Annotated in this window: 18 protein-coding genes; 11 read left to right on the top strand and 7 right to left on the bottom strand. The window is 35.0% G+C overall.

Features of this window, described 5'->3' with window-relative positions; genetic code table 11:
* The first annotated feature begins 7 nt into the window (after positions 1-7).
* The 6 genes from CUB63_RS14450 (at position 8) to CUB63_RS14425 (ending at position 5,249) form a co-directional block, all read left to right on the top strand.
* Positions 8-2,518, top strand: coding sequence for a fimbria/pilus outer membrane usher protein (locus CUB63_RS14450; protein WP_109848357.1), 2,511 nt, complete (start codon positions 8-10; stop codon positions 2,516-2,518).
* 86 nt (positions 2,519-2,604) lie between these two features.
* Complete coding sequence (locus CUB63_RS14445) at positions 2,605-3,120, top strand: fimbrial protein (protein ID WP_109848356.1); 516 nt, start codon at positions 2,605-2,607, stop codon at positions 3,118-3,120.
* A 12-nt stretch (positions 3,121-3,132) separates the two neighbouring features.
* Complete coding sequence (locus CUB63_RS14440; protein WP_109848355.1) at positions 3,133-3,624, top strand: fimbrial protein; 492 nt, start codon at positions 3,133-3,135, stop codon at positions 3,622-3,624.
* Between the two features lie 25 nt (positions 3,625-3,649).
* On the top strand, positions 3,650-3,943 hold the full coding sequence (locus tag CUB63_RS14435; RefSeq protein WP_082147392.1) for a helix-turn-helix domain-containing protein: 294 nt from the start codon (positions 3,650-3,652) through the stop codon (positions 3,941-3,943).
* The gene (locus tag CUB63_RS14430) at positions 3,924-4,916 is read left to right on the top strand and encodes a fimbrial protein (protein WP_109848354.1); all 993 of its coding nucleotides are present in this window, start codon (positions 3,924-3,926) and stop codon (positions 4,914-4,916) included. The genes CUB63_RS14435 and CUB63_RS14430 overlap by 20 nt, the downstream gene beginning before the upstream one ends.
* Before the next feature lie 21 nt (positions 4,917-4,937).
* Positions 4,938-5,249, top strand: a complete 312-nt coding sequence (locus tag CUB63_RS14425) for a helix-turn-helix domain-containing protein (RefSeq protein ID WP_308340075.1) — start codon at positions 4,938-4,940, stop codon at positions 5,247-5,249.
* 96 nt (positions 5,250-5,345) lie between these two features.
* Here CUB63_RS14425 and CUB63_RS14420 read toward each other — a convergent pair whose 3' ends face one another.
* Entirely contained in the window at positions 5,346-6,818 is a 1,473-nt protein-coding gene (locus tag CUB63_RS14420) for an anion permease (RefSeq protein ID WP_109400198.1), read from the bottom strand.
* Positions 6,819-7,875: 1,057 nt separating this feature from the next.
* On the opposite strand from CUB63_RS14420, the gene CUB63_RS14415 reads away from it, so the two are divergent.
* The 5 genes from CUB63_RS14415 to CUB63_RS14395 are packed head-to-tail and all read left to right on the top strand — an operon-like array spanning position 7,876 to position 13,914.
* Positions 7,876-9,543 carry an acyl-CoA synthetase FdrA gene (locus tag CUB63_RS14415; RefSeq protein ID WP_109848353.1) on the top strand — a complete coding sequence of 556 codons (1,668 nt, stop codon included), beginning with the start codon at positions 7,876-7,878 and terminating at the stop codon, positions 9,541-9,543.
* Positions 9,544-9,555: 12 nt separating this feature from the next.
* Positions 9,556-10,821, top strand: a complete 1,266-nt coding sequence (locus CUB63_RS14410; protein WP_006534051.1) for a YlbE family protein — start codon at positions 9,556-9,558, stop codon at positions 10,819-10,821.
* Positions 10,822-10,863: 42 nt separating this feature from the next.
* Positions 10,864-11,691, top strand: coding sequence for an oxamate carbamoyltransferase subunit AllH family protein (locus CUB63_RS14405; RefSeq protein ID WP_072065123.1), 828 nt, complete (start codon positions 10,864-10,866; stop codon positions 11,689-11,691).
* Between the two features lie 47 nt (positions 11,692-11,738).
* Positions 11,739-12,644, top strand: a complete 906-nt coding sequence (locus tag CUB63_RS14400; RefSeq protein WP_109400195.1) for a carbamate kinase — start codon at positions 11,739-11,741, stop codon at positions 12,642-12,644.
* Between the two features lie 25 nt (positions 12,645-12,669).
* On the top strand, positions 12,670-13,914 hold the full coding sequence (locus CUB63_RS14395) for an MFS transporter (protein ID WP_006534048.1): 1,245 nt from the start codon (positions 12,670-12,672) through the stop codon (positions 13,912-13,914).
* Positions 13,915-13,972: 58 nt separating this feature from the next.
* Here CUB63_RS14395 and allS read toward each other — a convergent pair whose 3' ends face one another.
* The 6 genes from allS to CUB63_RS14365 form a co-directional block, all read right to left on the bottom strand.
* Positions 13,973-14,887, bottom strand: a complete 915-nt coding sequence (gene allS / locus CUB63_RS14390) for an HTH-type transcriptional activator AllS (RefSeq protein WP_006534047.1) — start codon at positions 14,885-14,887, stop codon at positions 13,973-13,975.
* A 354-nt stretch (positions 14,888-15,241) separates the two neighbouring features.
* Positions 15,242-16,063 (bottom strand): CPBP family intramembrane glutamic endopeptidase, encoded by an 822-nt coding sequence (locus tag CUB63_RS14385; RefSeq protein WP_109848352.1) that lies wholly within the window; start codon positions 16,061-16,063, stop codon positions 15,242-15,244.
* A 318-nt stretch (positions 16,064-16,381) separates the two neighbouring features.
* The gene (locus CUB63_RS14380) at positions 16,382-17,317 is read right to left on the bottom strand and encodes a phosphatidate cytidylyltransferase (RefSeq protein ID WP_006534043.1); all 936 of its coding nucleotides are present in this window, start codon (positions 17,315-17,317) and stop codon (positions 16,382-16,384) included.
* Positions 17,304-18,026: a lysophospholipid acyltransferase family protein gene (locus CUB63_RS14375; protein ID WP_109848351.1), complete on the bottom strand. Its 723-nt coding sequence runs from the start codon at positions 18,024-18,026 to the stop codon at positions 17,304-17,306. Before CUB63_RS14375 ends, CUB63_RS14380 begins: the two co-directional genes overlap by 14 nt.
* 3 nt (positions 18,027-18,029) lie before the next feature.
* Positions 18,030-18,692, bottom strand: coding sequence for a CDP-alcohol phosphatidyltransferase family protein (locus CUB63_RS14370; protein ID WP_109848350.1), 663 nt, complete (start codon positions 18,690-18,692; stop codon positions 18,030-18,032).
* A 941-nt stretch (positions 18,693-19,633) separates the two neighbouring features.
* On the bottom strand, positions 19,634-20,269 hold the full coding sequence (locus CUB63_RS14365; RefSeq protein WP_006534040.1) for a response regulator transcription factor: 636 nt from the start codon (positions 20,267-20,269) through the stop codon (positions 19,634-19,636).
* Positions 20,270-20,716: the final 447 nt, after the last annotated feature.

The raw sequence follows: 20,716 nt of genomic DNA, 5'->3' as shown, positions 1-20,716 counted from the left end.
TTTTAATATGAAAATGAATAAAATATGTATTAGCCTAATTTTATATTTAGGCTATACAGCCTCACTGTATGCGGAAGGGTCTAATTTAGATAATCTTTACTTTGATCCTGATTTTTTAGAATTACCTAATAAAAGCTCAATTGATTTATCTCAGTTTGAAAATAATGAGCAGTTACCCGGTAAATATTATGTTGATATTTATGTTAATACTAATTTAATTGGTACTGAAAATATAAAATTTGAGAAAATAGATAATGGCAAGTTAATCCCCTGCTTATCAATATCCGATCTCACTAAATTTGGTATTAAAACAATTGAATACAAGGGGTTAGAAGAAAAAGGAAATAACTGTGTTAATTTGTCAGCGATCCCTAATGCAACAAGTGAATTTAAATTTAATTCTCAACGCTTGTATTTAAGTATTCCTCAAATAGCGATGAATAAAAACCCTAGAGGATTTGTTGATTTAAATAATATAGATAATGGTATTACTGCACTGTTATTAAATTACAGTTATAGCGGTTCAAAAAATTATGATCGTAAGAGTAATGGCTCAAATACAACATCAAACTATATTAATTTAAGACCTGGAATCAATATAGGCCCTTGGCGTTTGAGAAATTATACAACTTGGTCTAATAGTGATGATAAATCTAGTAAATGGGACACTGTTTATACGTATTTATCGCGTAGCATCAATCAACTTAAAAGCCAATTAGTTTTAGGGGATGGAGTCTCACCTTCTTCTGTTTTTGACAGTGTTCCTTTTAGAGGTATTCAACTCGGTACTGATGATGATATGTATCCAGAAAGTGTTCGTGGGTATGCGCCTGTAGTACGTGGTATTGCGCGTAGTAATGCTCAGATTACGATTAGACAAAATGGTTATACCATTTATCAAACAGAAGTGGCAGCAGGCCCTTTTGAAATTAATGATCTTTATCCAACAGGAAGTAGCGGTGATTTGTATGTCACAATCAAAGAATCAAATGGAAGTGAACAACACCAAATAATACCCTTTGCTTCTTTACCCGTTTTACAACGTGAAGGTTATGTTTCTTATAGTATTACAGGAGGGGAATATCGTGCTTATGATAAAGAAATTGAAAAACAAAAATTTGGTCAATTGACATTAATTTATGGTTTGCCTTATGGAGCAACGGCTTATGGTGGAAGCCAACTTAGCAACAATTACCAAGCGTATTCTATTGGTGTAGGACAAAACTTAGGTGCATTAGGCGCAATTTCAATAGATGTTACTCAAGCAAACTCAAAATTAAATAATGGTGATACATCGCGTGGGCAGTCTTATCGTTTCAGATATAACAAAAATCTAAATACGATTGGAACGAATATAGCCCTAGCAGGCTACCGTTATTCAACTGACGGATATTATAGTTTGGCGGAGGTTTTTGACGAATATCGAAATGGTATCAGTGCACCCGAAATAGAACGCCGTCGTAATCGAGCGGAAATTACGATTAATCAGAATTTGGGAGAGCAATACGGTTCTCTTTCTATCGGATATGTCAGAGAAAACTACTGGAATAGTGATAGAAAAACGCAGTCAGCCACTGTGGGATATAACAACAGCTGGCAGGGTATTAGTTACGGTTTAAATTATACCTATAATAAAAATACAAATAATTATTCTTATAGATCGAGCAGTTACTCTAAAAGTAGTGATGACCACCAATTAGCGCTATCGGTAAGTGTACCTTTTAGTGTTTTTGATGATACGTTTTATTATAACTTCAACACTAATAGCAGTAGTCAAAGTCCAAGTACAGGAAGTGTGGGGCTTTCTGCATCTCAATTAAATAATCGATTAAATTGGAGTCTACAACAAGCATTTACAAACCAAGATCAAGGATCTTCTGGAAATTTAAATGCATCGTATAAGGGTAAGTACGGTGAAATGACGGGAGGGAGTGGATATAGTAAAGATAATTATAATTTATATTATGGTGTTAATGGTAGTTTAGTCGCGCATTCTGGCGGTGTTGTTTTAGGTCAACAGCTTGGTGAAACCTCGGCGATTGTGAACATTCCTGAAGCTTCTGATGTTGCTGTTTTAAATCAGGCTGGGGTAGAAACTAACAGTTATGGTTATGCTTTAGTGCCTTATATTACACCATACCGTAAAAATACGATTGATATTGATACTTCAGCATTACCAGAAAATACGGAATTGGCGTTAACGACCCAGACTGTTTCTCCTAGTCGTGGTGCATTAGTAAAAGCAAATTTTTCTGCAAATGTTGGTTATCGTGCATTAATTGCATTGACGTTGGAAAATGGTGAATTAGTTCCTTTTGGAGCACAAGTTATTTTTAAAGATAACCCACAATTAAATAACATCGTAGGTAATGATGGTGAAGTTTATTTATCTGGGTTAAGTGAAAAAGGACAATTTATTGTTAAATATAATAATAAACAATGTAGTGCAAATTATAACTTATTAGGCGTCTCTCATTATTTAGGACTTTATAAAACTACCGTAGTTTGTCATAAATAAATGATATAAATATTTTATTAATTAATTGCATTATTACAGCTAATTTAAATATAGCTGTCGATATCTGCTACGCGTAGGAAATGAAAATGAAAAATATAATCAATAAGTTATTTTTGATAAATGTTCTAATAATAAGCTCAACATCGTGGGCTTCAGACAGCGTTAACTTAAATTTTACAGGCAATATTAGAGTTGCTACATGTAACATTTCTAATGGAGATAACGTTAATGTTGATTTAAAAAATATACCGGCTGCTAATTTTGAACAGGCAAATTCTGGCTCTAATTGGAATGATTTTTATATTACTTTTACAGATTGCTCTACAGCGATTAATCAAATTAGTGTTACTTTTTCAGGTATTTCTGATGCGGCTGATATAAATAGTTTATATAAAAATCAAGGAACTGCTAAAAATATTGCAGTGCAATTAGAAAATGGGCCCGGTTCAATAAAGCTTGGAAACAAAAAATCATTGGTTGTTACATTAAATGGACGAAACGATGTCAGATTATGGTTACGAACCCGCGCTTTTAGTCCGTCAGGAAAAGGAATGCCAGGAACAATCTCAGCGAAAGTAACTGCAAATATCGTCTATTTATAGAAGAGAAATAATATGAAAACCACGATCTTTTTATTTTTGTTTTTTTCATCTATGGCCATGGCTAGCTCAGTTAATATCAATATTTATGGAAAAGTAACTATATCTCCTTGTGTGATCGAGAATAAGAACTATTTAATCGACTTTAAAAAAGTAAATATTAGAGATTTAAAAAATAATCAGAACACAGATTGGATCAATTTTTCAATAAAACTAAAAAATTGTCCAATAAGCACACAAAAAGCGACGCTAACGATAGCGGGAACAGCAGATCCTAATAATGGAAATTATTTTATTAATAATGGAACTGCAAAAAATATCGCACTAAATTTAGTTGAAAATAGAAATAAAACCATAATAAAGAATGGTAGTAAATTAGAGGCGATAATTAACAGTCAAACAAAAATGGCAGAATATCCATTAGCGGCAAGGTTAATTAAAACCGGTGATGGAATAAGTACGGGAACATTTAAAAGTCATCTTGAGTTTACATTAATTTATAATTAAAAACTACTTAACCTAGGAGTGGAAAGTGATTAATCGCTATCCAGTATCAAAAGCAATAGGTAGAAAAATTACTTATTATAGAAAAATGAAGGGGATTTCATTAGACGAATTGGCTGCACTAATTGGAGTTAGCCAACAACAACAATCAAGATATGAAAGAGGAGTTAATAGAATTAATCTGGATAGGCTTAATCAATATGCAGAAATATTTAATATTCATATAAAAGATTTTTTTATTTTGGATGAAAAAGATGATTATGAAATTAAAACTATCCTGTTAAAAAAGAGTGAGGCTAAAAATGGAAAATATAATAATTAAGCCATTATTATTAGGTGGAATATTAATTTACTCTGCTTATTCTACAGCGGCATGTATACAAAATCCAAATTACAATAATGTGATAGTTGATGTACCAAATCGTGTTTTTAATATTCAACATGATGATTTGACGACAAGAACACTTGCTACAATTACACTTAATTATAGGCCGGCTAATATAACTTCATTTAAAGGAAATAGTGGTGAGTGTGGAAGAAATGCTTTTATTAAAGGTGATTTTATTAATGGATGGATACCTAATTCTAATCGGATAGCAGCAACTAATATTCCAGGAATTGGAATAAAAGTAAAAATGAATAATATGGGTTATATCAATCTTAAATATACTGGCGCTAACCAGCCTAGCAATGCAATTATAGAGAAATTTCAGATTATTAACCCTGCTTGGACGGTGGAAATAATAAAAACAGGCAGGGTAACTCAATCGGCCGTATTAAAGGGCGGAAATTTAGCACGAATGATACAACATAATACTTTACCTGCTAATCACCAATGGATTTTATCAACATTAAGAATTCCAGTTGGTGCAATAAAAGTAAATTCTTTAAAATGCACAACAAAATCAGATAACTATAATATAAGTTTAGGAACTTGGTACGATACACAATTTAAAAATATTGGAGATGTGAGTCAAAATGTTAATGTTCCTATTACGTTGAGTTGTGCCGCTGGAACAAATATTAAAGCAACGGTGACAAGTAGTGCAGGATATATTGATGCAAATACAGGAAAATTAAATTTATCGGGTTCTAACCGTGCAACAGGTATTGGCATCCAAATAGTTAATAGTAATAACAATCCAATTAAATTAAATACAAAGCTTAATTTACAAAATAATGTTCCTTCTGGTGATTATATTTTTAACTGGAAGGCGCGTTATATTAAGACCGGCAATAAAATAACTGCAGGTACAGCAAATTCAGTCGCAACAGTCAATATTTTATATGAATAATATATTGTATTTTATTTGTTTATGAGGACGTTTGCTATGAACAAGAAAATATCAAAATTAGTTGGAAAAAAGATCCGAAGTCTGAGAGAGATGTATTGCATGACTGGGGATGAACTCGGTGCATTACTTGGTATTAGTCAACAACATCAATCACGTTATGAAAATGGGGAAACGAACATTCACGCTGAAACGCTCTATTGTTTATCTTATTTTTTTGATGTTGAACCTGAATACTTTTTAAGTGATTTGCTTATTGAAGATAATAAGCTTGAGAAAGATAAAATCGATAGTAAAAAGAATCGCTACATGGCTGAAGTGCTATTTATACAATGAAGCTTTTTTAAAATAATGCCTAAGATGTGACTCATCATTTGAATAATGGTGTGATCACGAATACTTAGGCATTAATATATTTTGGGAAATTTATTCCTACCAATACCCCAATACTTTCCACCATACGCTGCCAAGCGTGATCCAGATGATAAGATTAACTACACTCATTACAAAGCCTGTTTTCCACCATTCACCTAATGTGGCATAACCTGAACCAAAAATAATGGGCGCCGTACCTGTACCATAATGTGTTAATGACATCATTAATGAAGATGAGAATGCCAAAATCAGCCCTAATAACATTGGTGGTGCACCAAGGGCTAAACCTGCAGCATAAAAGGCGGCAAACATTGCCGTAATATGCGCGGTGGTACTGGCAAAGAAATAGTGAGAATAAACGTAAATTAGTACCAGTAATATCATGCCACTGACCCAACTTATTCCCATACTATCAATACTTGCCCCAACACTGAGTGACAACCATTTAATTAATCCTAATTTTCCTAAGAAGGATGCCATCATAACTAATGCAGAGAACCAAACTACGGTATCCCATGCACCTTTATTTTTTAAAATATCATCCCAGTTTAAAACGCCTGTACATAATAAAATCGACAAACCAATAAATGCTGCTGTTGTTGCATTAATGCTAAATCCATCACCAAATAATAATGCTGGGACACCAGCCCACATAATTAATAATAAGGCGAAGACGGCAAGGGTTATTTTTTCAGGTAATGAAATAGGCCCTAATTGCGCTAAACGCTCTTTAGCAAAATGAGGAGCATTCGGGGTACTGGTTATTTCAGGTTTATAAAGAAGATAGATAACAATTGGCATTAATATTAATGAAACAATAGCGGGCACAAACGCAGCAATTGCCCACATAGACCAACTAAGCTCATGTGTAGGATCAGTTTCACTGATAATTAAACTTACAATAAGTGGGTTAGGGGCGGTTGCCGTAATAAACATGGCAGAAGTAATTGGATTTATATTGTAGTTCACTAAAGAGAGGTAACGACCTATTTTACCACTTGTACCATCTTCTACTTTAGAGTTAAAACTGTCTGAAATTGAACGCATAATTGGGTGAATAATACCACCACCCCGTGCAGTATTACTTGGCGTTACTGGTGCTAATATTGTTTCGGCAATGGCTAATGAATAGGCTATTCCAATCGTTTTTTTGCCAAATAGTGAAATAAAATAATAACCAATTCTGGCACCAAGCCCAGTTTTATTTAGGCTCATAGAGACCATAATGGAAATACCAATTAACCAGATAAGATCATTGGAAAAACCACTTAATGCATCACCGATAGCAGCTTTAGTTGAATTTGGATTAGTAACACCTGTAACAGCCACTAATGCAATAGCAATAATAGAAACAGCACCGATAGGAAGTGCTTTACCGATAATAGCAGCGATAGTACCGACAAAGAGTGCTAATAAATGCCAAGCATTGGGGTCAACACCTTGTGGTACGGGGATAAGAAACCAGATAATGAGGGTAATAGAAACGGCGATTAATGTAGAGATGGGACGTAATGGAGTTAATTTATTCATCAGGTTATTCCATTAAGTTGCAGGTTAAATAAATAATCAGAAGTAAAAAGTAAAGTTAATAAGTATTTTATTAAAGATAATCTTATTAACATATTATTAAATATTCATTGACTGGTGTCATAAAAACAAAATTATTTATTAACTTAATTTTAAAATAAGCAGGTTTATGTAACTTAATGTTATTAAAATATAGGGTGATTATAATGTTATTAACAATGGATGAATAATCGGAAATAATATTTTCTACTATTTTTTGACGTAATATCGGCACCTGAAACAATTCAGCAAAATATTGAAAATAACCTAATAGGTGATACACAATGAATGGTCTCTACTATTTTTGAAAGTCATTGGGTTGCTGATTTATTGTTTTACATAATATTTTTCAACGCTATTTTACCAAAATAATTAAGATGTAACTAAGTTAACTTTTTTAAAAGAATAAGCTATACAGTTTGTCTGTGAATGTTTTACTAACAATATGAAATTAAGAATTTAATTTAAAACTATTAAGCAGTAACTTAAATCATAAAATTTATATTCTTTTTATTTTAAACCCATGTTAAATACAAGGTTTTATCTTATGGATTTAAATGAAACTAAAAATAATGGATAATTTAAAAAGTTAAAATAAAAATATATTTTTTTATTTGTTGATAATAATTTCTTACTATTGTATGTTGTAAAATTGTAAACTCATTATCGTTTATATTTGTTTTATATGAGCTTTTTATTGCAACAAATGTTTCCTTATTGTTAAATTCATCTCTTTGTTTTTAGGTTCTATTCCTGAATTAATAAACTTTTCTCATCATAATTTATTTAATAAATACCGTTCGATTAAATAAAAATTTTTTACAATAAATAAGTGTGACTTCTGTCACTCTACTTTTCAATATTTCTTCAGTATGTTTATACGCAGAGATTAGAAATTAATAAATCAGACATTTATTTATATTGCTTAATAATTTAAGCAAATAGGCTTCTTATTATCAAAAAAACGAAATGCAAATAGATATGTGCTGTTACATATATTAAATGCGTTAAGGATATCATAATGATCCATGCTTTTATTAAAAAAGGGAGCTTTCAGGATTCAGTAAGCCTGATGATTATTTCCCGAAAATTAAGTGAAGCCCCAGAGGTGGAAGAAATTTCCGTCATGATGGGAACACCAGCGAATAAATCTCTTCTCGATGTCACCGGTTTCTGGCATGACATGTTTAACGAAGCAACACCGAATGACATTTGTGTTTCGATTAAAGCGGAATCAGACGATCCTGCCATTATCGATATGATCTCTACGGCATTAGAAGAAGCTCTTGCAGAAATTGCAAGTGGTCAAAAAGGTGGTAACAAATTAACGACAGTACGTAGCTGGCGTACTGCTAAACAAAAAAGCACTAATGCCAATATGTTACTTATCTCTATTGCTGGTGAATATGCCGCGGAATTGGCTGACATGGGCTTAGAAGATGGTTGTAACGTTATGCTGTTCTCTGACAACGTTTCTATCGCAGATGAAAAAGCATTAAAAGAAAAAGCAGCTGCAAAAGGTCTGATTGTGATGGGACCTGACTGTGGTACGGCAAATATTGCAGGAGCTCCTCTTGCTTTCGCTAACATTGCACCGAAAGGCTCAATTGGTATTGTTGGCGCATCAGGGACAGGTATTCAAGAAATTACCTCTCAAATCGTTTTACAGCGCCAAGGTATTTCTCATTCAATTGGCCTAGGTGGTCGTGATTTAACAGAGCAAATTGGTGGTATCAGTGCGATCACTGCTATCAATATGTTGGCGGCAGATCCTAATACGCGTGTTATTGCTTTTGTTTCTAAGCCACCAGCGCCTGCTGTTCGCCAAAAAATTATTGCCGAAATGAAACGCCATAATAAACCGATTGTGGCGCAATTCTTAGGTACAACACCTGAGAAATTCCAAGACGACAATATCTATTTTACTCGCACGTTAGATGAAACGGCGCGCATTGCGGCTGAATTAGCACGTGTTGAAGATATCGCAGCGGAATTACCAAAAGTTACAGGTAAGAAAATCATTGGTCTTTATGCCGGTGGTACGTTAGCGGCTGAATGCGCCATGTTGTTATCTGAAAAACTTAATGTTGAAGTCGATAACGAGCATAAACAAGGCACGATGCTAGATGCTGATGGTCACAAAATCATCGATATGGGTGATGATTTTTATACACAGGGTAAACCACACCCAATGATTGACCCATCTACTCGTAACAAATTTATCAGTGAGCTAAGTAATAAAACAGAAGCTGGCGTGTTACTGGTTGATTTTGTTATTGGTTATGGTGCAACTCAAGATCCTGCCGGCGCGTTAATTCAAGAAATCAAAAAACTGAATGAAAAACGTGGCGAAGCTAATCCATTAATCACCATCGCAACGATCACTGGTACTGAAGACGATCCACAAAACCGCAGCGAACAGCAAAAACAGCTAAAAGAAGCGGGCATTATTGTCATGGATACGTTGCCAGAAGCGGTTTTATTAGCAAAAGAATTAATCCAGCCACATCCAGCAGAAGCACATGCTGAAGTGCCACCACTGCTTAACGGGATCTCTGTGATCAACGCAGGATTACGTAGCTTTGCAGACGATCTGCAATCAAGTGGCACCCCTGTTGTGCATTATCAGTGGGCACCTGTCGCAGGTGGCAATAAAAAACTGGCTGAAATATTAAAGAAATTGAAATAAGGAATTGCAGATATGTACTCAACTATCGAACAAGCGAATGAAGCAGTTATCGAACGTATCCGTGAAGCCCGTCCTCACTGGTGTGATGTTAGCTTAGCAAAAGAAGTTGTTCCTGTTTTAGAAACGGGTAAAAAATTACTTCACGCAGGTCCACCAGTAACTTGGGGTGAAATGAGTGGTCCTGTTCGTGGTGCATGTATCGGTGCTTCTTTATTTGAAGGCTGGGCAGAAACGGAAGAACAAGCATTAGCGATGTTAGAAGCAGGGGAAATCGAGTTTATTCCTTGCCATAACGTGAATGCAGTAGGCCCAATGGGTGGTATTACTTCTGCTCATATGCCAATGCTGGTTATCAAAAATCACATTCATGGTAACTACGCTTACTGCAACATGAATGAAGGTATCGGTAAAGTGATGCGCTTTGGAGCTTATGGCCCTGATGTGCAAGAGCGTCTACATTGGATGCAAAAAAGCTTAGCGCCAGTATTAAAAGCAGCGATTGCCACTTTCGAAAATGGTATTGACCTGACTGCAATTATGGGTCAAGCAATTACTATGGGTGATGAATTCCACCAACGTAATATCGCAGCTTCAGCCCTGTTACTGCGTCAATTGGCACCAGTATTAAGTACATTAGATTTTGAAGATGCTGAAATCACAAAAGTGACTAAATTCCTGAGCATTACCGATCAGTTCTTCCTGAACTTAGCAATGGCTTACTGTAAAGCGGCGATGGATGCAGGTGCTCAAATCAAGCAAGGCACTATCGTTACTGTTATGACCCGTAATGGTAGCAACTTTGGTATCAAAATCAGTGGAATGGGCGACCAATGGTTTACTGCCCCAGTAAATACACCACAAGGTCTGTTCTTCTCTGGTTTTAGTCAAGCAGATGCAAATCCAGATATCGGTGACAGTGCAATTACTGAAACTTTCGGTATTGGTGGCGCAGCAATGGTTGCCGCACCGGGTGTAACACGCTTTGTTGGTGCATCAGGTGGTATGGATGCAGCACGTGAAGTGACTGAAGAAATGGCTGAGATCTACCTTGCTCGTAACATGATGTTGCAAATTCCAACTTGGGATTTTCAAGGTGCATGTTTAGGATTAGATGCTCGTCGCGTTGTTGAAACGGGTATTACACCACTGATTAACACGGGTATTGCACATAAAGAGCCTGGTGTTGGCCAGATTGGTGCAGGTACTGTACGCGCACCTTTAGGTTGCTTTGAAAAAGCGATTGTTGCATTAGCAGAAGAGTTAGGCATCGATGCTTAATCGTGCTTTGTAACGATAAATCACAGCAATAAAGGGGGCATTATGCAAATTCAAGCACTTCAAACCAGCCAGCATATCACTGACTTTGAAGGTGAGATTAAATGTGTGGGCATTTATGATCATGCTTTGAATTTCATTTGTCCTCAACAACGCTTAATCACTTTTCATCGCGAAGGAAGAGGATTAAGCCCGATGGGATGGTTATTGAAACAAGATGATTTCGATTATTTTGCTAAACAGTGCCATCCCTCGGTCATGATGAGTCTAAAAGATCATCAAGCCATACTTGCAAATAAACTCACTCTACTCGCAGGTCAGAGAGAGGATTTACGTTTACAAGATAAAGCGGAACTAGATTTGCGTTGGTTAGAAAGTTTTTTTTCTCTGCTCTCACCCTCGATTGCGACAGGGTTATATGGGCCATTAAAAAATTATCGCCAAATCGCGCAACTTAATGAAATTAAATTATTAACTAAGCTATTTCATAATCAGTTATTAGGTAATGCTGTTAACTGGGCTATTTTTACAGGGAAAGGCCCCGGGTTAACACCAAGCTCAGATGATATGCTGGTGGGTATGTTATTTGCGCATTATTTAGCAGAGCCAGAAAATAAACTTAATAATTTTTTTTATAACACACCGCCTTTATCTGAATTGACCACCGTTGTCAGTAAGCATTATTTGGAATATGCCACCCAGGGAATATTTTCTACCTATCTCATTCAACTAGGTAAAAAAATAAAGAATAAAGAGATTATTTTTAAGGATATGTTGGAAATACTCTCTATTGGTCATCATTCCGGTGCAGATACATTACTGGGATTATGGATTGGTTACCAAACTAAAAAACAACAACAGCATATTTATTAATTTTTTTTAATAAAAGAATTTATATAAACATTCGGATACGGATAATTATGAAAACAATTGTTATTGCTTTAGGCGGAAATGCATTATTGCAACGCGGAGAAATTTTGTCTGCTGAAAATCAATATAAAAATATTGAATTGATGTCAGAGACAATTAATAAATTAGCTAAAGAGTATCGTGTTGTATTAGTACACGGCAATGGGCCTCAAGTTGGATTGCTTGCACTACAAAACCTGGCATATCAAGCTGTTCCAGCCTATCCGTTGGATATTCTAGTGGCTGAAAGCCAAGGTATGATTGGTTATATGATGATGCAAAAAATTAATCAAAATAACCCAAATCAAGCTATTACAACGGTAATGACACGTGTTTCTGTTGATATTAATGATGAAGCATTTAACGATCCAAGTAAATTTATTGGCCCTATTTATGATGAAGCTGATAAAGAAGAATTAATTGCGAAGTATCAATGGACATTTAAACAAGATGGTAAACATTACCGCCGTGTTGTGCCATCACCAACACCGAAAAAGATTATTGATATCGAAGCAGTAAGACTTTTATTAGATAAAGGTCATATTGTTATTTGTGGTGGTGGTGGCGGTATTCCAGTTAACAACACAAATAATGAATTTATTGGTAGTGAAGCGGTTATTGATAAAGATTTAACAGCGGCTTTAATTTCTCGTGAATTAAATGCAGAACACTTTGTTATTTTAACAGAGGCTGATGCTATTTATAAAAATTGGGGTACACCAGAACAAGCTGCAATTCGTGAAGCAACACCAGAAGAACTTGCACCAATGGCTGTCGCTGATGGCGCAATGGGACCAAAAATTATGGCGGTGAGTGATTTTGTTAATGCAACAGGGCAACAAGCTCATATTGGTGCATTACAAAATATTCAACAAGTTATTGAAGGTCAGTCTGGCACTTTAATTTATAAGTCTTAATAAAAATTCTTTCAGGAGCGTCATTATGAACGATGCACAAGTGAATGAGAAAGGCAAAGTCCCTTATTGGGTCAAACTGACCATTATCTTCTTCTTTGGTTGGATTGCACTTTATGGTAGTCGCGCCATTGTCGGCCCATTAATGGTAAATATTGGTGCTGAGTTTGATCTTACTAAAGCTCAACTTGGTTCTATCATGAGTATTTTCTTTATCGGATATACTGCACTCAATATTCCATCAGGCATGATTGGTGACTATTTAGGTAAGAAAAAAGTATTAGTAACAGGTGTTGTGCTCTTTGGTGGGTTCACCATTATTGCGGGTATGATGCCAACTTACGTGACCTTTATGTTTGCATGGGTCATGGTGGGGATCTTCCAAGGCTTCTATTATGGCCCTCAGTATGGCTTATCTTCAGAAGCGATACCGAAACATCGTATTACGCTAGGTAGTGCGATTATTAATAGTGGTATGGCATTTGGTCTGTCTATTGGTTATTACATCTCAAGTATTTCTGTGGGTGAGATGGGAATGAGCTGGCGTGCGCCGTTCTATATTATCGGTGTGCCAATTATCATTATTGGTTTGGTGATGTTATGGATCATTAAAGATAAACCCAAAGCACAACCTGCGACAGAAGCTGGCGCACCAAAACAGAAAGTTAAACTGACATTTAAAGATTTATTTGGTAATCGCAATATCAACCTTGCGTATGTCACTATCTTCTGTTCAATCTATGGTTTCTTTGTATTAGTCACTTGGTTACCGTACTACTTAGAAACTGAACGTGGAATTACAGGGACACAAATTTCAACTATCGCATCATTAATGCCGTGGTTTGCTATTCCTGGTTCACTTCTTTTTAGCTGGGTTTCAGATAAAATTGGTCGTCGTAAACCGGTATTACTGATTATGTTACCGTTGTCATTAGTCGCTATTTTGGCTGTGCCAATGTCAGAATCAATGCCTGTGTTAATTGGTGCGCTGATCCTTTATGGTATTGTAGGTAAAATCAGTACAAACCCAGTATTAGTTGCTGTAGTTGCTGATAACTCACCACGACATGCGTTAGGTACATCGTTTGGTGTTTATAACTGTATTGGTATGTTGGGTTCGGTTTTTGCGCCAACACTAACGGGTTTCTTATCAGATAAAACAGGAAGTATGGACTCAGGTTTCTACTTTGCCGCTATTCTGATTTGTATTGGTATTGTGGCAAGCCTCTTTATTAAAGAAAGCAACAATAATAAAGAAGAAGCAAAAGCGTAATTCTTTATTCAGATAATTACTGAATTAGCAGCAAAAGGGCAAACTTCGGTTTGCCCTTTTAATTTAAAGGATCGTAAAACGATTGCACGCTGGGATGATTTTGCTTAAATAATTCCACTAAATAACTGACTACCGCACCTTTTTTATCTTCACACCAAGCTAAAGAAAGTGGTGAATTATGACGACGATTTCTTACTTCTTTGGCAATTAGCTGCCCACTATCAATAAGTGGTTTGCACAAACTTAATGGTAAAAATCCGATACCGACGCCTTTTAAATGACAGGCTAATTTGGTGTGTAAATCAGGAACGCGAATTTCGTGCTGACCCGATAAGCGCCATGCTGTACGTTTAGAAAGATGGCGAGACGTATCCTCGACGTTTACTGCAGAATACATACGCATTTGATCATCACTTAATACACCACTGATATTGGCTAAAGGATGATTAGGCGCGACAACAAATTGCCATTGAATTTCGCCCATAGCACATATGTTAATATTATTCTTAAGGGATTCATTACCCGTCACACCGATAGCAAAATGATAATCTTCGTTAATAAGCGCATCCCAAACCCCCATATAGACTTGGCGAGTAATATGAAATTGGGTAGACGGAAAACGTTGATGAAGACAAGCCAACATACTGGCAACAGCAGTGCGATCATAGAGAAGATTATTAATGACAATATTGACCTGATGTTCGACACCTGCGTTCATTTGCTGAAGTTCCACAGGCATTGACTCTAACCATACAATCCATTGGCGACATTTCTCTAATAGATATTCACCCGCAGGCGTGAGTGTCACGGTTCTTGTGGTGCGATTAAAAAGTTGGGTGCCGATATTTTCTTCTAATGTTTTTATACGGTAACTAATCGCAGCTGATGTCTTGTGAAGAACATCTGCTGCTTTGGTAAAACTTTGGCAATCGGCAACCTGAATAAAGGTACGGATCATTTCTTGGTCTAACATATCTTTTGTCCTGGTAATAAGAGAGGCAAAATATCAGCAGAGAATGCTGAATTTAAAAAAGCAAATAGAGCAAAGCTTACCTATTTTTTCTTAGGTCTATACCGCAAAGTAAGACAACTTCTTATCGTGTTAATGGATGTTATTATTTTTGACTTATTGTTGTTTGCCGTATGAAGTTTTGATTATTTATAGATAAGCGATAGAGCATACTAACAAAAATTTCACCAGATGATGGGCGCAAATAAGAGTATCTGTGTTCTATTTATGTGATAGCTTTCACGTTTCACTTATCCTTTTACTGATGAAGTTAAGATATCAGTAAAAGGCAGTGAAGATCAGAATAAAAAATAGAGATCACGCTATTTTAAATGGGTAAGTAAAAAAGAGCAGGTGAGTCAGATTAAGCGCAAAGTGAAATAGCGTTGAAACCCAAAGCCGACCACTCCACATCCAAGCTAATCCATAAATAACACCTGCCAACGAAGCGAAAATAACTAATAGTATTCCTCCTGCAATGTGCGCAAGGCCAAAGATTATCGCTGCAATTAATAGCGCAACATAAGGAGGAAGGTAACGTGATAAGGTTTGCTGAATAACACCTCTAAATAATGCTTCTTCAGCAAGTGATACAAAAAAGAGGTTTGCGAGAATAAATGCAGGTAACCATGATGGTAAATGCAATTCAATTGCTAATCCTCCCAGTTTTACAGCGATTAATAGCAATGCAGGAATAGCAATAATTAGTATTGCCCACTGTAATTTATTTGCTTTTTTTAATGGTTCGCAAACAAAAAGCGTAGGAATAAAGATCAGAAAAATAAAAGGTAATAATGCTTTATCGGCATTGAAATAAAAAGAAAAAGGGGCGCTTTTCATCCCTATAATAGCATGTGAAAGGTAGCGTAAATTGTTAAAACCAGGAATAAGATGAAAGGCTAAGCCACTAGCAATGATAATAAGAGCAAAAATGATAATTGCCCGAAGCAGTGGTTGTGTTTTATAACGGGAATAAGCAAATGTTAATAACAGAATACTAAAGATAATCGGCAAAGCTTGCCATGTAATAACATCTGTTATAAACGCGCTAAGTGCTGTAAAAATGAGTGTAATAAATGCAATAGTGCGATTAAAACCCAAAAATAACAAAGAAAAAGCAAGAAGTATCCAAGTGATCATAATTTTAAAGGAGCTAAAATGAAAAGGAGCGCTAGGGTAAAAGATAGCGGCCTTCTAAGCTATCATTATAAATAAAATAGTAGAGAAATCAGACCTCTTTATTCACAATGTTTTTATTTAATTATTTGATTTATATGTAAAATACTTAGTGTTGATTTTTAATCTAAAATTAAAACAAATGTTTAATTTATATAATGATTGTCAATTTGTGATATTGAATTAGTATGAGAAAAAAGATGAGTATAAAAATGCCGATAGTTTTAATATCGGCATTTTAGTCTATATAGGATAGTTTACTTTTGATTAAACAAAGTAAAACTAAACGTAAAAATAGCGAATAACATGGAAGAAAATAGGGGCTGCAAAACAGAGGGAATCCATTCTATCCATCATGCCACCATGACCTTCTATCATTGTGCCAAAGTCTTTTACACCACTGTCTCTTTTTATCGCTGACATACATAAACCACCAGCAAAACCCGCCAATGTAATAACTAAAGAGAGTAAAAATGCTGCCCACCATGAGAAAGGCGTTGCCCACCACAACATCATACCAATAAGACTAGCCGAGATAATGCCGCCGAAAAAACCTTCGACTGTTTTATTTGGGCTTAATTTAGGCACGATAGGATGTTTGCCAAATAATTTACCAAAGACATATTGGAGTACGTCAGAAACTTGTACCACAATCATTAAAAAGAGCAGTAGGTTAATATTACGACCTTCAAAACCTTCAATTGGCAACATTAATAGTGCAGGAGCATAACTCAGGCAATAAATGGCTATCATTACACTCCATTGCACTTTTGCCATACGCTCTAAGAAATGGCGGGTATCACCTGAAAGTGCCATGCGTGTTGGGATTAATAAGAAGGCGTAAACAGGGATAAATACCGCCATTAAGTTATACCATTGCACGCCAACAAGAATGTATTGGAGAGGCAATATAACGAAGAAACACCAGAAGAGCGCTTCATGATCGCCACGATGTGTGGGGGTTAAGGTGATAAGTTCGCGTAATGCAAGCCATGAGATAATAGCAAATAGGATGACAGAGCCAATTGCCCCAATCCCTATTGCAACACCTGCAATAATACACATTACCCACCATGCGTTGATCCTTGAATTAAGATTTTTGATAGTGGATGTTGGACCTTTTACTGCCACTAAAATAGCGCCAATAATGCTGGCGATAATTAAGAAAGAGAAGAGTCCGATAAATATCCAGAGGACTTCGTTATTAATACGTTCCATTGTGTAGCTCCTCTAACGCATTTTTTGCTCTTACCAGAAACTCTTGTTTACTTTCATTTTCATGAGTTGATCCAATAGGGGCACCAAAAATTGCACTACAAATAACGGGAACAACTAAGCGAGAGCCTTTAGGTAGGACTCGATTTAAGTTTTCCAGATAAATAGGGACTAATTGCACATTCGGATTTTTACGAGAGAGATGCCAAAGTCCCGCTTTAAAATCTTGAATTGATTCGCCATTACCTCGAGTACCTTCTGGAAAAATAATTAAAGAATCCCCTCGGTCTAAAATTTCTTGCATCAGAGCAAGAGCATTGGTTTTATTTGATGCAGATGATGTCGAGTCATTAGCGGGTTGTTTTACAACCTCTTCGCAAGAATTTTCTTCTTGTGGAAAATTCATTTTGGCAGCATGACGAGGGATAAGAATGGCTCTAAAGATACGACGAGATAAATAACGACGTAAGCGGTTTTTATTCCAATAATCTTCAGCGGCAACTGGATGAACATAAGGGCGAATATTGGGCGAAAGACAAGACCAAATAACTAAGCCATCAAGATGGCTAGAGTGGTTAGCGTAATAAATGCAAGGTGTATCTTTTGCAATAGGTGAGGTTTGTTTAGCGCGAATACCTGTTAAAAATCGACAAATAGAGACTAAGACGGATGATACCACTTTTGCATCGAAAGCAAGTTTTCCATTTTTCATTAATCAGACACCTTGTGCTAAATCCCGTAAAATTCGACGGGTTCTGAAAATTGTGGTCAGCGTTGAACCTAAAATAATAATCCATAATGAAATAAAAAAGAGCCATATTCCCCAAAGACTGGGAATAAATGCAGCAATAACAGCAACAGAGGTTAATAATGCCATTCGGTGTTGTTTTGCCATTGGGCCTGTAAATTGTTGCTCTAACCCACAAGCTCCACCTAATACGCGAACATAAGCGGTCATTACTGCAAAAAAAGCCCCCACCCAACTCAACGTAATGGCCATAGAAAAGTCAGGAGATAACCCATAACCAACACCCAAAATAATTAAAGTATCGGCAATTCTGTCTGGTAATTCATTATAAACAGCACCTACTGGGCTTTTCATACCTCCTTCGACGGCAACCATACCATCTAATAAATTACAAATGAGGCGACCTTGGATCATGAGCGCGCCAAGGATCAGTAAGATTGAGCGTAATAATCCAGATGTGTAAAAGAGAGCACAAAAAAGTGATAAGGCTGCAAGTAATGCAAATACGACGCTAAATACGGAAATACCGTTTGGGGTTGCTCCTTTTTGTTGTAAGTAGCGACTACACTTTGTGGCCCAGTTTGTTTGCCTTGCTTTTATAGGACGGCGGTTTTTATCTTGAGCGTTCATTTTTCTTTTTAAAAAGCGAGTTAGGAGGGTATAGCATAAAGGCATTTGGACAAAGTGAGAATAAGAATAAACGTATAAATTTGTCTTATGTTTTTTTGTGTGGATTAATTTATTCTTGTTATGCTCTTATTAAGATTATAAAACAGTCATTAATATTCATTTTTTTCTATAGGTGTTAATACTTGTTCACAGCTAGTATATTATACTTACATGAGATGATCATTTAATGATATTCTTTATTTGACTGTTATTGAGTAGAAATAATAAATGATGTATTACATTAATTAAACTATAAATAGAATAAATTTCTTAAGTAAAATTGAGTATAAATGGAAATACTTATTATTATTTCTTATTTTACAGTTTAAATAATTACAATTAAAACGTTTTGGTTAGAATTTTCTTATAAAGAAACTCTTTTTTAGAGCTAAAATCAAAACGCATAAATAGTCTTTAAATGGGTATAAAAAAGAGACGAGGATTTCTTTTGTATTATTTTTTAATCATTAATAATTTTCTTCGTGAAATAAGAATAAATAAAATGAGAAATTAAAAAATAAGAATAATCATCTTTATAACACGTGAAAAATGATTTATATCAAATTAATGCTTTCATCTTTTCTTGTGTTTCTATTATTAATAAAGAAAATCATAATAGTTATTAATAATAGAGGTTATGAAAATGAGATATACGAGTGTTTTAAATTGAAATTAAACGAACCCTAATGAAAGGGGGCATCAAAATAAGTTGCCACCCTTTATATCGTAGAATGGTGTCTAACGTATTAATTATTCCCATATTAGGTGTAATTCATCCAAAATAGAATATTTTTAGAAGTACAGCTTTCTCTCATTAATAAAAGATAATGAAAGTTAAACAGGTCATATCGTTATATCGCTAGATAATACAACCTATTGATAAATAGAAGTCACATTGTAAATTAGTTTGTTCTTAAGTCATATTTCTTAAAGAAATCATATTCTTGAACTAATTGTGGTAGTGATCTTATTTTCAATTTTGTATACATATTTGAACGATGTACTTCAACTGTTCGAGGCGATAGCGAAAGTTTTTCTGCTGCTTCTTTACTCGTGTTTCCTTCAAGGATCATCTCCATAACCTCTTTTTCTCTATTAGATAACTTACTAAATTTATCTTTTAGAGATATATATGTTCGGAATTGCTCAACTTCACTTTCATAATGTAGAAAAGATTCCGAGACAATATTAAGAAGTTCATTCACATTTAGAGGACGAGTTAAATATTCAAAAGCTCCTGATTTAAATGCGTTACGACAACTTTCAATGGAACTATCCCCAGAAATAATAATTATAGGGATGATGTTTTTCAATTTGTTGAGTTCTTTAATCAGTGCAATTGAGGGGGCTGCACTGCTTTTTGTATTAATTATGATGCACTCTTTATGAGCTCCTTTTGTCGATGAAAAATAGTATTTTAAGAAAGCCTGCTCATTTGAATAGGTTTTCACATTAGCCGCTAAAGAAGAAAGAACAGCTTTAAGTTGAACTTTTGTACTGTCCTCTTCAAAAGTGATTAAGTGGATTATTGATTCCATATGTTGCTCCTGATTTTACTTTGCTCTTACACTAAAAGTGAATGAGTAACGAAATTTGACTAATTTATAAGTTTTTTGTGTAGGGTAACATCCATGCAACGGAGCTATATTCAGAATATATCAAATTAAAAATGATTAATACTTCTGTATTATATTATAGATAAAATATCAGAACTTTGTTTTGTTTCAATATTTGTATTTTATAGATAAGAATAATTAATTTCTATAATGAAGGGAAAAATAACTATTATTAATTGTAACTAAGTTTTTTCTCGTAAGTGATTTTAACTATATTAAACTCAATTAATAAGTAAAAAAATAATATATTTAGGTGTCTTTTTATGAATTAATTAATAGTCGCAGGTGGTTACAATACAACTCCCTTTGTGGCTTTTTGACTTTACTTCTTGTAAAATAGTACTTTATTTCTATTGACCCTTTTTAATA

This window comes from Proteus penneri (genome assembly GCF_003144535.1).
In the GTDB taxonomy this organism is placed as follows: Bacteria; Pseudomonadota; Gammaproteobacteria; order Enterobacterales; family Enterobacteriaceae; genus Proteus; species Proteus penneri.
This window is presented reverse-complemented; position numbering and strand designations above follow the sequence as displayed.

Excerpts from the sequence above, each read along its gene's own strand:
- CUB63_RS14450 (WP_109848357.1), top strand. The coding sequence starts at position 8 with ATGAAAATGAATAAAATATGTATTAGCCTAATTTTATATTTAGGCTAT.
- CUB63_RS14445 (WP_109848356.1), top strand. The coding sequence starts at position 2,605 with ATGAAAAATATAATCAATAAGTTATTTTTGATAAATGTTCTAATAATA.
- CUB63_RS14440 (WP_109848355.1), top strand. The coding sequence starts at position 3,133 with ATGAAAACCACGATCTTTTTATTTTTGTTTTTTTCATCTATGGCCATG.
- CUB63_RS14430 (WP_109848354.1), top strand. The coding sequence starts at position 3,924 with ATGGAAAATATAATAATTAAGCCATTATTATTAGGTGGAATATTAATT.
- CUB63_RS14425 (WP_308340075.1), top strand. The coding sequence starts at position 4,938 with ATGAGGACGTTTGCTATGAACAAGAAAATATCAAAATTAGTTGGAAAA.
- CUB63_RS14420 (WP_109400198.1), bottom strand. The coding sequence starts at position 6,818 with ATGAATAAATTAACTCCATTACGTCCCATCTCTACATTAATCGCCGTT.
- CUB63_RS14415 (WP_109848353.1), top strand. The coding sequence starts at position 7,876 with ATGATCCATGCTTTTATTAAAAAAGGGAGCTTTCAGGATTCAGTAAGC.
- CUB63_RS14410 (WP_006534051.1), top strand. The coding sequence starts at position 9,556 with ATGTACTCAACTATCGAACAAGCGAATGAAGCAGTTATCGAACGTATC.
- CUB63_RS14405 (WP_072065123.1), top strand. The coding sequence starts at position 10,864 with ATGCAAATTCAAGCACTTCAAACCAGCCAGCATATCACTGACTTTGAA.
- CUB63_RS14400 (WP_109400195.1), top strand. The coding sequence starts at position 11,739 with ATGAAAACAATTGTTATTGCTTTAGGCGGAAATGCATTATTGCAACGC.
- CUB63_RS14395 (WP_006534048.1), top strand. The coding sequence starts at position 12,670 with ATGAACGATGCACAAGTGAATGAGAAAGGCAAAGTCCCTTATTGGGTC.
- allS (WP_006534047.1), bottom strand. The coding sequence starts at position 14,887 with ATGTTAGACCAAGAAATGATCCGTACCTTTATTCAGGTTGCCGATTGC.
- CUB63_RS14385 (WP_109848352.1), bottom strand. The coding sequence starts at position 16,063 with ATGATCACTTGGATACTTCTTGCTTTTTCTTTGTTATTTTTGGGTTTT.
- CUB63_RS14380 (WP_006534043.1), bottom strand. The coding sequence starts at position 17,317 with ATGGAACGTATTAATAACGAAGTCCTCTGGATATTTATCGGACTCTTC.
- CUB63_RS14375 (WP_109848351.1), bottom strand. The coding sequence starts at position 18,026 with ATGAAAAATGGAAAACTTGCTTTCGATGCAAAAGTGGTATCATCCGTC.
- CUB63_RS14370 (WP_109848350.1), bottom strand. The coding sequence starts at position 18,692 with ATGAACGCTCAAGATAAAAACCGCCGTCCTATAAAAGCAAGGCAAACA.
- CUB63_RS14365 (WP_006534040.1), bottom strand. The coding sequence starts at position 20,269 with ATGGAATCAATAATCCACTTAATCACTTTTGAAGAGGACAGTACAAAA.